Here is a 14,007-nt window from a genome sequence, read left to right as displayed (position 1 = left end):
CGTTCGATCCCGTCGTCCTGTGCTTCTTCGGTCGCATCGGCCCCTCCGATGCACCACAGAATCATGGTCCGCAGCGAAAGGGAATCCACAAACGACAATTGCAAGGTTTGGGGGCCTCAAGCCCCCAATCCCTGCAATCTCAAATGCTGCCGCAACCGGAAAACTGACTCCTGCTCAATCGCTTAGAGCCTTGTTCACGGACGACTAGTTAGTCGTTCGTGAAGAACCATCCAAGCGGTTGATCAAGAACCGATTTTCCGGGCCACATTGGCTTTGAGATTGCAAGCTTTCTGGCTTTGACTGCCCAGAAGCTTGCAAAATCGGCCAAGCACCAGCGCTACGCCCACGCCAAACAGTTCAAGCGCGCCAACCGGGCCTCGAAGAAACTCAAGACCTATCTCGGCCGCATCATCCGCGACATAGAGCGCAAACTCGGCGGCAACGCCGACTTGCTCGGTGGGATCGTGTTGGAGCGCAGACAATGATCGACAGCGGCGTCAGGCCGTCGGTGTCGTCGATAAATTCGAGATCACGATGGCGCTTTGCGATCTGCACGGTCCGGCGCAAGAGGCCCTTCAGCTTCATTTGCTCGGGATAGGGCTCTACCGAGTCCTTCGCGATGGTGCTGGCGAGGGTCCATCCGAAGGCGGAGCGGATGCGGGCACGCAGCTTGGCGCGACGCTCGAACTTCGCGCGGTACCCCATGGGATTGGATGCCTTCCAGGACTTCAATGTCTTGTCGGGGACGAGTTCGCCACCGAGCGTACAGCCGGGGTTGGGGATGCTGTGGGTGATGTCCAGGTGGAATTCGTCGGCATAGTTGAGCCGCCAGCAGCGGGGCATCTCCAGCAGCAGGGGGCGTAGTGGCCGTTCGCCCGAAGACGGTCCCCAATGCGCGCCTTAAGCATCGCGGGCGAGATGGCGGTGTCGATATCCGGCACGTGCGCCACCAGATCGACGTCGCACTCGGCGATGCCAATCGGCTTGACCGTCGAGCCGATCGCCACGGAGCCCTGAAGCCGGATGGCGTTTTCGGCCAGCAGCAGCGGTCGTCGTACTGGGACAGCCAGTCGCCGACGCCTTCATAGCGCTGCTGCGCGACCGCGCGCTGATAGGACGACGGCTCGAGATGCTGGCAGGCCTCCTCGATGAGGTCCGCCAGCTGCGATTGGCGCAGCTGCGCCCGTTCTGTTATGTAATTCATTGTTGCATCACCGGTTCGAATGGTTGCCCCCGGTTCCCATCGAAACCGGTCGCCTCTACACCTGCATGCCGGCCAGCTGCGCGTTCGGACTCGATTTTTTTGTCCGAAAGAGATTTTTGGCCGGCATAGGATGCGTGAAGCTATGGACGACATCAGCGTGCCGCCTCCCGAAGTATCGGCCTCCGCGACCGAGCACCTCACATACGATAAGGTGGCGTCGGCGCTGGACGGGCTGACACCGCTCGACCTCGCTCGTCTGGACGCCGTCGAACGCCGTTACCTTGGTGGGACCGACTTCGCCGAGGGCGACCTATTGCAGGAGGCGATGTGTTCCGCGCTCTTCGAGGAGAAGCGCTGCCCGCGGATCACCAGGTTCATAGCCTTCCTGGTCCAGTCGATGCGGAACATCGCCGGCCACCGGCGCGATCATCTGCAGCAGCAGGTTCCGATCGAGGACGTGACGACCGGCGGGCGCAAGTCGAAGTTCGAATTGAAAGCGTCGGGACCGAGCCCGGAGGACGCGGCGATCCGGGCGGAACAGGATCGGGGGGCATTGGAGGTCTGTGCGGCACTGAACAGCGCCGACGAGGAGATGAGCATGGTGCTACTCGGCTGGGAGAATGACATGAGGGGCGAGACGCTGCGGGATTTCCTTGGCGTCGACCAGGCGCGCCTGGACTACGTGATCAAGAAAATCCGGCGCATCGCCCGTCGGGAGTATCCGAAGGGATGGCGGCGATGAGCAGAGATCCAACAGACCGCGAGAAATTGTCGAAGCTCGACCGGGCCATCGACGACAGCATACTGGAAGCCTCGGAAGCCGATCTGCGCGAAGACTTCAAGGAAGCGGGTGACGATTTCGAGAAGGCGGTGGCCCGCGCCGGCCGCGCTTTGGAGCAGGCGAAGGCGCGTGCCGCTCGGATGCGTTTCGAGCGGGCTCAGGATGAATCGAAGGCATACCGTGAGCAGGACAACGTCAAGAGCTTCGACCTTGCGAAAGCGCGTCGCCGTTTCGATGGGATGCGATCCGGTGAGGTCGCCGAGTCAACGATGGCCGCGCGCAAGGGTGGCAAACTTTCTGAGCGCGATGAGGAAAACCTGTTGAAGGATCTGGCGCAGCTCGAGGCGCTTGAAAACGAGGACAAGGTAGAATGGGAAGAATGACCTCGGCAGAGCGCCTGCTTGTTGGGCTCGGGATCGCGGAGCCCAAGGATATCGACCTCGATGCCATCGCCTGGACGCAGGGCGCAGTGGTCAATTACAGGCCGATCGACAACTGCGAAGCCACGATCTTGGGATCGAAGAAGCGCGCCGTCATCTCGGTCAATAGCCTCAGCATGCGACAGCGTCGCCGCTTCTCCCTTGGACACGAGCTTGGGCATTGGCACTACGATCGCGGAAAGGTTCTCTTCTGCGGCAAGAACGACGTCTGCAATTTCAGGCATGACGCGCTCAGTCCGGAGCGGCGTGCCGACGACTTCGCCTCCGATCTGATTCTTCCTAATTTTATGGTTCTTCCGCGACTTCGGAAGATGAGGCGCCTCACTTTGGCGGCGTCCAGGGAGTTGGCCGATGAGTTCGACGTCAGTCTCACGACCACGCTTGTGAAGATGATCGCGTTGAACCATTTTCCCCATGGTCATTGTTTGCCACAACAGGCGGGATCGCGTCTGGTACAAGACGTCACCGATGATCGCGGAATGGTGGCGGCCCGTCAGGGCACTGGACGATCAGACGTTCGCCGCCGACATGCTGCTCCGAGGCGCCGACGAACAAAACTTCCCCCGAAAGAATCCGGCCGATGCCTGGTTCGATTTCAAGGGATGCGATCGGTACGAGGTAGAAGAGCAGTCGTTCCTTCTGCCGGACGACGAGATCCTCACGGTGCTCACGCTGCCACGGCAGGCGATCGCGTAGATCTTGGCCTGAGTCACCACGCCGCAACAACGATTGGAAGCGGAGGCTGGTGGATCTGGACGCGCAGCAAAACACAGCCGCTCAGGCTCGCGAGCCGGCTGTTTTCAAGGATGGTCGCAGGTTACAATGGTCTCGCCGGCCAACTGGCAGAAACGCGACCGCGTCGGATGAAATGGAAGAAAACAAGATAGAGACGGCCTATCACGAAGCGGGACATGGGGTTATGGGCTGCTTGCTTGAACGTCTTCCGATTTCGGTGTCGATCGTGGCGGACGTCAAGGGCGCCGTGGGCAAGACGGAATTTGAGCAGGATGCCCCTCCGGGCGGTTTTCGTCATTTCGATGAGTCCGAGCGAAAGAAGAAATATATTCGGACGCTTGTTTTGATCGAGGTCGCGGGCACGATCGCGTACGACATCGAATTTCCGGGGCGCGCTCATGATTAGGGCGATGCTCATGACGACTATACGACCATTGGGCAAAGGAACTCGTCAGGGAAGGCGTCCACTTCGAAGATGACAGGGACGGCTACTTGGCTTCCGCAAGACAAGACGCGGAGGGGGTGCTCCCACTGGGAGACTCACTCTAAGCAACGAGGTGGGCCGCCCGGATCATCGGTGTAGACCGCCCCAAACTCCGCGCGCGCCTGGACCTGGATGCGCGATGATCTGCAAGGACAAGCCAACAGTGACGGCTTCTTTGCCCTTAAATTCGCACATGTGCGGCTCAACCGAGCGGAACTAAGGCGAGCGATGGACAAGACCCTGCAGAGACGTGACAAGACGTTTCTCGATCACGACATCGTGGAAGGCATCGGGCCTTGGGCGAAAGCGGCCAGCCCCATCTAATCAATCCACAAATGTGATAGCCAATCACGGCCTTTGGCAATCGAATCTCGCGCGGTTTGGGCGACTCATGCTACCCATCATTCTCAATCACATCACTGCACAATGGGAATGAAATGGTTGCTGCCACCCGTGAATTGCCGGCCTCTGGTTACGCACTTGAAGTGGACGGCCGGCTCAAAGCCGAATTTGCAACCAGAGACGGCGCCAGGGCAGGTGGGGAAGAACTAAAGAAGCGTTTTCCCATGCTTCAGATCAGGATCTATGACGCGCAGACGCATGCGCGCGAGGAAGTCTAGATCCTCTCACTCAAGCCTTAGCGGAGTTCTTCCACTTGCGCGCGTGCGGCTGCCGCCGCACCGGGTTCTCGAACCGAGCCGCTTTGCGTCTCGGCCGTGCGGCGTCGATCCCTCGCGCCAAGGGATGCGGAGCTCCTCGCCGGGGGCACTCGGGAAAGGGGCTCGCCTGCGGCGATCGCTATCACTGCCCCGTTCCCGGGTGCCGCTATTGAACCGGTCTCGTCGCTGCACTCGGACCCGCGTGCCCCTTCGGGTCGCTATGCTCACGCTCTCCGGGTGCCATTTTCCGTTGAGGCGATGCGCCCCTGGCGCACGCCTGGTCGGGCGTGCGGCCCCAGGTAGCTCAACGCAATTCCCAGGAACATCCGATGGAAGGGCGGCGCAGATTTCGCATTCTCTCAGGTAGAGGCGAGAGTCAGAGTGTCGCGCGGTTTTGCCGTGACGGGTTACAGGCTGCGAGAGAGGCTCGCGGCGCCCGTCGCGGAGACCCGCGATGTCCAGATATTATCCTCGGGCGCGCACCGGTGAGGACCGGGCAAGCCTTTATGACGACATCACCAACAAGATCATCGCCGAGCTGGAGGCTGGCCGAGTGCCGTGGGTGCAGCCTTGGGGCACCACGGCGGCGAAGTCGCCTTTGGCCTTGCCGAAGAGCGCGGCGTCCGGCTGCCAATACAGCGGCATAAACATTTTAATTCTATGGGGTGCCGCGACCGAACATGGATTTACAGGACAGAGCTGGCTTACCTTCCGCCAAGCGCTATCACTCGGTGGTCACGTCCGCAAGGGCGAGCGCGGCACGACCGTCGTCTACGCCGACCGCTTCGTGCCCGTCGACGAAAAGCGCCGCGCGCGCGAGAACGGTGAGGAAGCGCAGGCCATTCCGTTCCTCAAACGGTTCACGCTCTTCAACTGTGATCAATGCGATGGCTTGCCTCCAGAGATCGCGACAACGGCGCCGCCTCCGCCGCCAGGCCTCATCGAGCCGCGCGTCGAATACCTGATCAAGGCGACCGGGATCGACTTCCGCATCGGCGGCAACCGCGCCTTTTATGCGCCGACGGAAGACTATGTGCAGGTGCCCCCACCCCAAGCCTATTTCGAACCGATCAATTGGCATCGAACGGCCCTGCATGAATTGGCCCATGCCAGCGGCCATCCGGCACGTCTCAACCGCGACTTGTCGGGCAGCTTTGGTACCACGAAGTATGCCTTCGAGGAGCTCATCGCGGAAATCTCGTCTGCGTTCAGTTGCGCCTCGCTCGGTATCGTGCCCACGGTACGACATGCAGACTATATCGGCGCCTGGCTTGAGGTGCTGCGAGAGGATAATCGCGCGATCGTGCGAGCTGCTTCGCAGGCCAGCAAGGTTGCGGAGTATCTCCTGGGCTTCCTGCCGGAAGTGACTGTCGATATGACGACCGAGAGAGCGGAGCAGGGGGCCGCGTGAGTTTCTCACCTGTTGCCTCGAACAAGAGAGTGAGAGGGGGGCGGCGGTTTTCGCGACGGGCAAGAGAGTGAAGCGGGCCCGCTGCCCGAATTCCTCGCCGATGACGAGGATCAGGAGAACGCGGGCGACGATGATCGGCAACAGCTCGACGGGGCCGAGTGACATGTAGAGCGGGATGGCTCCGGCCGTCCGGCAATTGCTTGGGGACCGGTGTGCTGCGCCGGTCCCCATTTATGGGGCAGGATTGAGAGGGAGAGTCGGGCCGGGAAGGGTTTGAGCCGTCGGGTCTTAAGGAGAGCGCCTGATGGTTCGACCCTTCCTGCTCTCCGAAAGAAATCCTGTCATGACCGAATCTCTCGCCGGCGGTGCTGCCGCCGTGCCGCTCTCGATGCGTGCCGCTGCAACTATCACCTCCGCCGCCGTCAGGGCCGCGCGACAGCTCGTGATTGATCTCGAGCACGGTCGTCGCATCGATGCCGCCGTCCTGCGTAGCGCCATGGAAGCTGCGTTCGGCGCTTCCGACGCCACTGGCGTCTGGAACTGGAAGACCGCCTATGATGTCTGCGAAGCGGTAACCGTTCTGTTCCTGTGCGAGTTTGGCCCGGCCATCCGGACCAAGGCTGGGTCAATGGCCGCGATGCTGCCGATGCTCGCGAAAATCGCGCGCTGGCTGTCCGACGCTCAGCTCGAGAGCGTCGTCTATGCGGGCGAGGCGCACTCCGAATTTCTTGCGGGCTCCTGGACGGTGGATGCGACCTTTGATGTTGTGGCGGCCGCGCGTGACGATGCAGAAAATGCCGTGCGTTTTCGCCGCGGCTGGTTTTTGGGCGACGGCACCGGTGCAGGGAAGGGACGGCGGGTCGTAGGCATCCTTGTCGACAATTGGCTCAAGCGCCGCCGCCGCGCCCTCTGGATCAGCAAATCCGACAAGCTGATCGAAGGCGCACAGCGCGACTGGTCCGCGCCCGGCATGGAGCGGCTGGTCGTGACGCCGCTGTCACGTTTCCGGCGGGGCACACCGATCCGGCTTTCGGAAGGCGTCCTATTTACCACCTACGCTACGCTGCGCACCGATGAGCGCGGCGAGAAGCTTTCGCGCGTGCGGCAGATCGTCGATTGGCTGGGCTCCGACTTCGACGGAGTGATCGTGTTCGACGAGAGCCACGCGATGCAGAACGCGGCAGGCCAGAAGGGTGAGCGCGGTGACCTCAACGCGATTGCTTGCAATCGTCCGGGGGCGGCCTCCCAGCAGGGGCGTGCGGGGCTCAGGCTCCAGCACGCGTTGCCGCATGCCCGCGTCGTCTACGTTTCCGCAACCGGTGCCACGCCGGTCCACAATCTCGCCTACGCCCAGCGGCCGGGCCTGTCGGGCGGCGACGATTTTCCGTTCGCCATCCGCGCCGAGTTCGTCGAGGCAATCGAGGAGGGCGACGTCGCGGCCATGGAGGTGCTGGCTCGTGACCTCAAGGCGCTCGGTCTCTACGCGGCGAGGTCTCTATCTTACGAGGGCGTCGCTTACGAGCTCATTGAGCACGAGCTCACGCCCGAACAGGTTCACATCTATGACGCCTACGCCGGCGCGTTCAGCGTCATCCATAACAATCTCGACGCCGCGATGCGGGCCGCAAACATCACGGGCGAGAGCGGTACGCTGAACGGCCAGGCTAAATCGGCCGCGTGATCGGCTTTCGAGAGCGCCAAGCAGCGCTTCTTTGGCCACCTCCTGACCTCAATGAAGACGCCGTCACTGATCCGCTCGATCGAGCGCGATCTCGACGCCGGCCATGCCGCCGTCATCCAGATCGTCTCGACCGGCGAGACATTGATGGAGCGTCGGCTCGCCGAGATTTCGACGGAGGACTGGGGCGACGTCCAGGTCGACATTACTCCACGCGAGTATGTCCTCGACTATCTCGCCCATTCCTTTCTGGTCCACCTCTACGAGCCTTTCACTGACCAGGAGGGGAATCTCTGGTCCGGGCCCGTCTATCGCGAAGGCCAACAGATCAAGAGCCGGGAGGCCGTCGCTCGCCGCGACCGGCTGATCGAGAAGCGCGCCTCGCTGCCGCCTTTGCCTGGGCTCTGGACCAGGTCGTCCAGCGCTTCGGGACCGCTATGGTCGCCGAGGTGAGCGGCCGCTCGCGTCGCATCGTTCGCAAGGGCGGGCGGCTGGTGGTCGAAAACCGAGCAGCTTCGGCCAATCTCGCTGAGACGTCCGCCTTCATGGACGAAGGCAAGCGCATCCTCGTGTTTTCCGACGCGGGCGGGACGGGGAGGAGCTACCATGCGGAACTCTCTGCCCGGAATCGCCGGCTGCGGGTCCACTATTTGCTCGAGCCCGGCTGGAAGGCGGACGCCGCGACCCAGGGGCTCGGCCGCACCAACCGGACCAACCAGGCGCAGCCGCCGCTGTTTCGGCCCATCGCGACTGACGTGAAGGCGGAAAAACGTTTCTTGAGCACCATTGCCCACCGGCTCGACACGTTGGGAGCCATTACGCGCGGCCAGCGCCAGACCGGAGGACAGGGCCTGTTCCGGCCCGAGGACAATCTCGAAAGCCAGTACGGCCGCGATGCGTTGCGTCAGCTCTATACGTTGCTCGCGCGAGGCAAGGTCGCGGGCTGCTCGCTCGAGAGGTTCGAGGATGCGACCGGCCTGAAGCTCTCAGATGCTAATGGGCTCAGGGATGACCTGCCGCCGATCACGACTTTCCTGAACAGGTTGCTGGCGCTCACGATCGATCTTCAGAAAATCCTGTTCATCGTCTTCGAGCAGCTGCTGACGGCTCGGATCAAAGGCGCGGTCGCGTCGGGCAGCTATGACGTCGGGCTGGAACCGCGTACGATTTACATTCATCCCGGCACTGGTGCCGAAACCCGGCTTCTTACGATCACCCAGCGCCAGCGCAATCATCCTGTGAGCCTGGATGACGCTCTTGGTCGTCTTTCCGATTTTCGTGCCGTCCTGCTGATCAATGAGCGCTCGGGACGGGCCGCCGTGCAGGTTCCGGCAGCGAGCGCGATGCTCGACGATGGCGAGATCGAGCGGCGCGTCCGCTTGATCCGGCCGATGGGGCAGCACAGCGTCGCCTTGACCGCCATGGCAGAGAGCCGTTGGGTGGAAATTGATCATGAACGCATTTCAGTCGCCTGGGCGGCAGAGCTTACCGAGGTACCCGAGCTCACGGACAGCACGATCCATGTCGTGGCGGGCCTGCTGCTCTCGATCTGGAAGCGGCTGCCGAACGAATCGACTCCGGTCTATCGGCTCCAGACCGATGCGGGCGAGCGGATCGTCGGCCGCAAGGTCTCCGCTACATGGGTCGCGAATGTCCTTGCGGCTGGCGCGCTGGCGTTGACGCCGGAAGCTGCCTTTGCCGCGCTCATGGAGGGGCGGACCGTTCTTGAGCTTGCGGAGGGGCTCCAGCTTCGCCGTGTCCGGATGATGGGCGCACACGGCATCGAACGCTCGGGCTTCAACGACACGATGCGCGATCGCTTGCGGGCTTACGGCCTCTTCGAGATCATTTCCTGGAAGCTGCGCATGTTCGTGCCCACGGACGCGAGCGGCGTCGAGATCTTGTCGAAGGTGTTCGACGCCTATCCGGTTGCGCGCATCGGTGAGCGGGAGGCGGCTTGATGTCCCGCGATGCTTCCGAACTGGCAGGCGGCCTAGCGCGCGAAGCGGAGGCGGTGTGCCGACATTATCTCTCCAATGGCAAGCGGGCGGGGCGGTACTGGGTGGTCGGCGATGTGCACAACACCCCGGGCCGCTCACTGTTCGTGCGGCTCCAGGAATCGCCGAAGGGGCCGGCGGGCAAGTGGACGGATGCCGCAACCGGAGAACATGGCGATCTCCTCGACATCATTCGCGAAAGTCTGGCCTTGCGAGACTTTCGTGACGTCGCCGAGGAGGCAAGGCGCTTTCTCAAGCTTCCTCGTTCTGAGCAGCAACTGAGCGCAAAACCCGTTCGTTCGCCGGCGCCGACCGGATCACAAGAGGCGTCTCGTCGGCTCTTTGCGATGTCCAGCCCGATTGAAGGGACGGTGGCCGAGACGTACTTGCAGCGTCGCGGAATAGCCCGCATCCACCATGGTGGCAGCCTGCGCTTCCACCCACGCTGCTATTATCGGCCGGATGAACATTTGCCGACCGAAACCTGGCCGGCGATGATCGCCGGCGTCACGGATCTCGATGGTCGGATCACCGGCGTGCACCGGACTTGGCTCGACCCGGATGGCTTTGACCGTGTCCGTCTCGGCAAGGCTCCGATCGATACCCCACGACGCGCCATGGGCGACCTTCTCGGCAAGGCCGTTCGCTTCGGCTTGGTGGACGACGTGCTCGCTGCCGGCGAGGGTATCGAAACCATGCTGTCGTTGCGCTGCCTGCTGCCGAGCATGTCTATGGCCGCTGCACTCTCGGCCAATCACCTCTCAGCCATGATGCTCCCGTCGAGCCTGCGCCGCCTGTACATCGCCCGCGATGTCGACGCAGCCGGCGATGCGGTGCAGGCGACTCTCAGCCAGCGCGCAGCAGACGCCGGCATTGAAGCGATTCCGCTATCGCCCCGGCTGGGCGACTTCAACGAAGATCTGCACCTCTTTGGGCTGGAGGCGCTCCGAGCAGCGTTGCGGCTTCAGCTCGCACCAGAGGATGTCGTGAGCTTCCTGCATTTCTCCACGCTAGCCGCGGAATAGCTCCCGGGCTTCGATCGACGTTGTTAGGCCGGTCATAGGCGAGGCCCCTGCGGAAGAGGACGCGACCACGGCCTTCTAGAGGGCGATCGGACAGCAAGCGGCCCGGGCCGGCAATGGCTGCGTCCGGCTATTTTCCGCCGCGCGCCCGCGATGTGAAGACACATCATGCGTTGGGCCAGCGCGCTTTGCATCGCGAAGCAAAATAGCCGGCCTCCGCCATCCTCCGCTACCGCTTCGGCCCTTTCGGGTTCTGGCCCGTTCCGCCTGCCGTCAGAGGATCGCCACGAAGGCCGCGATGGTCGCGGCCGATCCGGCAAAGGACCTCTTCCAATGACCAACCATGACGACATCGAACCGCCGCACGCTTCTTCCCCGACCGACCACGTCCTCACCGAATTACAGCTCTTCGGCTATCATCCCTTCGACGACCAGCCCGATCCAAGACCGCTTCCGGAGGGCAAGATGATCGCGGGCGCCGTGGTCGATATGTTTGACGCCCTCGTTGCGACCCTGAATGACACGCGACTCGAGCCGGACCTTGACGACCTGCTCTGGTCGACCGTCAACCTGTTCCACCGGGCAGTCGATCGCATCGAACGGCAGCTCGATCACAACGAACAAGCACAGCATAAGAGCCAGCGCGAGCAGAACGGCTCGGAAGTGCGATCGGTCGAACTCGAGCGCCTGACGACCGAGGGCATCACGCTTCTCGAGCGCCGTGATTGCCTGGAACTGTTCCGGGATCAGGCCATCGAGCGATTTGAGGTCCACACCGGCTCAGCTTGGCGTCCTCGATCAGGATCATTGGTCAATCACCGAACGCTCACCGCGGCAATGGTCGACTCCCGCGACTTCATCGCCGCCAAGCGTCGTTCCGAGACTGAGGTCATGTTGCCGGCAGGACCGAAAATCGCACTCACCGGTGGGCTCGACTTCAACGACCACCACCTCATCTGGGATCGCCTCGACAAGGTTCATGCCAAGCACCCCGACATGGTCCTCCTCCATGGCGGCTCCCCGAAAGGTGCTGAACTGATCGCCTCCAAATGGGCGACCAATCGCAAGGTGCCACAGATCGCCTTCAAGCCCGATTGGACGAAGCACGCCAAGGCGGCGCCGTTCAAGCGCAACGATGCACTGCTCGAGCTTCTGCCGATCGGCGTTATGCATTTCCCGGGCACGGGAATTCAGGACAATCTCGCTGACAAGGCGAAGCGGCTCGGCATCCCCGTCTGGAAGTTCGGCGGCGCATGAGCGCCGTCGTTCTCGATATTGAGACAACCAAGCCGGAGTTGCACGCCGCAACTCCGCCTCGTTTCGATTTTACCTCCGAAACTACGCCGTGGTGGTGGTGGAAGGCGCGACTGCTAGATCTATGCACATGGAGCCACCACCATGCTCGCCCTTGGGCTTGTTCTCAACACACTCGGCATCGGCTTGTTCTGCTGGGCGATCTTCGCGCTCGCTGTGTATGCGTTGCCGTTTTTCGTCGCACTCGGTGTCGGGATGTTGGCGTTTCGTGATGGCGCGGGCGTCTTCGGCGCACCGCTATCGGAATTGCTTCTGGCACGCTGACGCTTGCCGCTGGTCAGGTCGCCGTCGCCGTGAGTCGGTCCTTGACCTTCCGCGTCGCGATCGCAACCGCATTCGCCGTCCCTGCGGGAATCGCTGGCTATAATGTGGTGTTTACCCTGTCGCAGATCGGGGTGCCTTCGCTGACTTGGCGCGAGGCCTTCGCTTGCGGAGGTGCGGTTTGCATTGGCGGCACGGCATGGACGCGCTTGACCTTGTTTGCGGGCCTCCGCCCGTTGGAGTCGGGCCGGGTGGTGGAGAATATGCCTCGACCCGGTTCTTACAGCCGCCATGCATGAGCAATGACGCGTCGTCGCCATCACCGGTCGAGCAAGGTCGCACAGGGCGGCACGTTGAAGGAGGTAGTCGAGCTTGAGGAGAGGTAACCGCACTTCTCCTCAGAGGGCTTTAAACAAGTCCTACCAATCTCTGTCTGGCCCACATGACTGCGGTGGAGCGGCACGCCGCGCTCCGTCATTCCTTCCGGGACGATACCGCCCTTTGCAGCAGATTGTTTCTCTTTCTGCGCCGAACGGTACCAACCTCTTGTTCAGCACAACCGAGATTTGCCAATCTTCTCCTTAAGCTTGCGGTTCAGCACGCGGACCACGTGGCCTCTTTGATGGCTTGATCTAGCCGAAGACCGGCTGCGCCTCGATCGTCTGAGCCGCAACGCCGTTGATGCGACTTTCTTCCCCTGGGCTTCGCCCATTCCTCGCGAGACAAGAAAGTCGCCACAACGGCGTCCTCCGCTGCGCTCCGGCCCGCGAGCGGGTGCGTCGCCGATCGTCTTCGGCTTCCAGATCGCCATCGAGGCCGCGGTGGTCGCGGGCTCGAAACACAAATAGGAGAAGTAACATGGCTAATATCGGTTCGTTCAAGAAGGTCGGTAACGAGTTTCACGGCGAGATCGTCACCCTGAGCCTTCAGACCAAGGGGGTCCGCATCGTCGCCGAAACCAACCGCTCCAGCGACAACGCGCCCAGCCACCGCATCTACGTGGGCCGCGCGGAGATCGGGGCAGCCTGGTCGAAGCGCTCCGAGGAGGGCCGCGACTATCTCTCGCTCAAGCTCGACGATCCCTCCTTCAACTCACCGATCTACGCGAACCTGTTCGATGACGAAGGCGGCGAAGGCTACACGTTGCTCTGGTCGCGGCCCCGCAAGAACGGAGAGTGAGGGTCGTCATCGCCCCGCCCGACAGCCTCGGGCGGGGTTCACTCTTGGAGCAACGCCGATTGACCAAAGTTGCAGCTGCATCGGCTTGGTCGAGTTGATTTTCACTTGTTTAAGACCCGCCCTTCCATGGCGCTTGTCCACATGGGTTGAACTCACTCAAGCTATTGTTTTTGGGAACGTAGACGCGCTGACCGACGGCCTTTAGGTAATGTCCGGGGTGTCGCCGCTCCCTTGGGTGGCTGAATAAAGAATTCAGATAAATGAACGCCCAGCGTCTCGGCGAGTCTGTCGAGAAGATCAATTGTCGGATTCTCAGATTGCCGCTCAAGGCCGCTCATATATGAGCGGTCAATCCCAGCATCGTACGCCAGTTGCTCTTGCGGAATGCCGCGATCCACGCGGATCCGGCGCACATTCCAGGCCACGAGCGCACGAGCTTTCATGCGCCCAAACAGCCATTAGGCAGACCATCAAACCACTGGCTATAACCAAACTATTCCGCTAAGTTTGGCTACAATGCAGATCAGCGAAGTGCGCGCATAAGCCTATATGACAAAGCCACCGTTAGATCCCGATGTCGCGGATGTCGCGCCGGATCAGCCGGTGCTGACGACCTATGACGAGCAGCATCTGGTGACGTATTGGCGACTTCTTGACGCCGAAGCCGATGGCGCGGATTGGAAAGAGGTAACCCGGATCGTATTGCATATCGACCCGGTTCGCGAAGCGGCGCGCGCCCGCAATGCATTTGATAGTCATCTGGCCCGCGCAAAATGGATGGCAGACCACGGCTACCGCGACTTGCTTCGCGGCGGCGCGCCTAAATAGCAAAATCTGTCATG

General features: G+C 61.9%; 14 protein-coding genes and 2 pseudogenes. 14 read left to right on the top strand and 2 right to left on the bottom strand.

The features are described from left to right. Positions 1-408 precede the first annotated feature (408 nt). Positions 409-843 carry a nucleotidyltransferase family protein gene (locus ABIB66_RS42810; RefSeq protein WP_354259950.1) on the bottom strand — a complete coding sequence of 145 codons (435 nt, stop codon included), beginning with the start codon at positions 841-843 and terminating at the stop codon, positions 409-411. Between the two features lie 503 nt (positions 844-1,346). Here ABIB66_RS42810 and ABIB66_RS42805 point away from each other — a divergent pair. The 13 genes and pseudogenes from ABIB66_RS42805 (at position 1,347) to ABIB66_RS42745 (ending at position 13,165) form a co-directional block, all read left to right on the top strand. Further along, complete coding sequence (locus tag ABIB66_RS42805) at positions 1,347-1,946, top strand: hypothetical protein (RefSeq protein WP_354259941.1); 600 nt, start codon at positions 1,347-1,349, stop codon at positions 1,944-1,946. Next, a complete protein-coding gene (locus ABIB66_RS42800; RefSeq protein ID WP_354259938.1) occupies positions 1,934-2,368 on the top strand; it encodes a hypothetical protein in 435 nt (144 codons plus the stop codon). The genes ABIB66_RS42805 and ABIB66_RS42800 overlap by 13 nt, the downstream gene beginning before the upstream one ends. Beyond that, positions 2,356-2,745, top strand: a pseudogene (locus ABIB66_RS42795) (ImmA/IrrE family metallo-endopeptidase); the annotation flags it as partial. The gene ABIB66_RS42800 and the pseudogene ABIB66_RS42795, both read left to right, overlap by 13 nt. A gap of 148 nt (positions 2,746-2,893) precedes the next feature. After that, complete coding sequence (locus tag ABIB66_RS42790; RefSeq protein ID WP_354259947.1) at positions 2,894-3,121, top strand: hypothetical protein; 228 nt, start codon at positions 2,894-2,896, stop codon at positions 3,119-3,121. Between the two features lie 49 nt (positions 3,122-3,170). Further along, on the top strand, positions 3,171-3,566 hold the full coding sequence (locus ABIB66_RS42785; RefSeq protein ID WP_354259944.1) for a hypothetical protein: 396 nt from the start codon (positions 3,171-3,173) through the stop codon (positions 3,564-3,566). Between the two features lie 210 nt (positions 3,567-3,776). Next, positions 3,777-3,968, top strand: coding sequence for a hypothetical protein (locus ABIB66_RS42780; protein WP_354211107.1), 192 nt, complete (start codon positions 3,777-3,779; stop codon positions 3,966-3,968). A gap of 113 nt (positions 3,969-4,081) precedes the next feature. After that, the gene (locus ABIB66_RS42775) at positions 4,082-4,264 is read left to right on the top strand and encodes a hypothetical protein (RefSeq protein WP_354211106.1); all 183 of its coding nucleotides are present in this window, start codon (positions 4,082-4,084) and stop codon (positions 4,262-4,264) included. Positions 4,265-4,757: 493 nt separating this feature from the next. Then, positions 4,758-5,714: an ArdC family protein gene (locus tag ABIB66_RS42770; RefSeq protein WP_354259935.1), complete on the top strand. Its 957-nt coding sequence runs from the start codon at positions 4,758-4,760 to the stop codon at positions 5,712-5,714. A 670-nt stretch (positions 5,715-6,384) separates the two neighbouring features. Continuing rightward, positions 6,385-9,353 (top strand): annotated as a pseudogene (locus tag ABIB66_RS42765) (strawberry notch family protein); the annotation flags it as partial. After that, positions 9,353-10,414 carry a DUF7146 domain-containing protein gene (locus tag ABIB66_RS42760; protein WP_354259933.1) on the top strand — a complete coding sequence of 354 codons (1,062 nt, stop codon included), beginning with the start codon at positions 9,353-9,355 and terminating at the stop codon, positions 10,412-10,414. The pseudogene ABIB66_RS42765 and the gene ABIB66_RS42760, both read left to right, overlap by 1 nt. Positions 10,415-10,744: 330 nt before the next feature. Continuing rightward, complete coding sequence (locus ABIB66_RS42755) at positions 10,745-11,668, top strand: DUF2493 domain-containing protein (RefSeq protein WP_354259931.1); 924 nt, start codon at positions 10,745-10,747, stop codon at positions 11,666-11,668. A 141-nt stretch (positions 11,669-11,809) separates the two neighbouring features. After that, positions 11,810-11,989, top strand: a complete 180-nt coding sequence (locus ABIB66_RS43825; RefSeq protein WP_502918369.1) for a hypothetical protein — start codon at positions 11,810-11,812, stop codon at positions 11,987-11,989. Between the two features lie 855 nt (positions 11,990-12,844). After that, a complete protein-coding gene (locus tag ABIB66_RS42745) occupies positions 12,845-13,165 on the top strand; it encodes a DUF736 domain-containing protein (RefSeq protein WP_275173028.1) in 321 nt (106 codons plus the stop codon). A 161-nt stretch (positions 13,166-13,326) separates the two neighbouring features. On the opposite strand, the gene ABIB66_RS42740 is transcribed toward ABIB66_RS42745, so the two are convergent. After that, a complete protein-coding gene (locus ABIB66_RS42740) occupies positions 13,327-13,608 on the bottom strand; it encodes a helix-turn-helix domain-containing protein (protein ID WP_275173027.1) in 282 nt (93 codons plus the stop codon). 106 nt (positions 13,609-13,714) lie between these two features. Here ABIB66_RS42740 and ABIB66_RS42735 point away from each other — a divergent pair, with 106 nt between their 5' ends. Further along, positions 13,715-13,993 carry a DNA -binding domain-containing protein gene (locus ABIB66_RS42735; protein ID WP_354259928.1) on the top strand — a complete coding sequence of 93 codons (279 nt, stop codon included), beginning with the start codon at positions 13,715-13,717 and terminating at the stop codon, positions 13,991-13,993. Positions 13,994-14,007: the final 14 nt, after the last annotated feature.

The organism is Bradyrhizobium sp. F1.13.3, assembly GCF_040548265.1.
GTDB lineage: Bacteria > Pseudomonadota > Alphaproteobacteria > Rhizobiales > Xanthobacteraceae > Bradyrhizobium.
The sequence above is the reverse complement of the archived record's forward strand: the minus strand, read 5'-3'. Positions and strand labels throughout refer to the sequence as shown.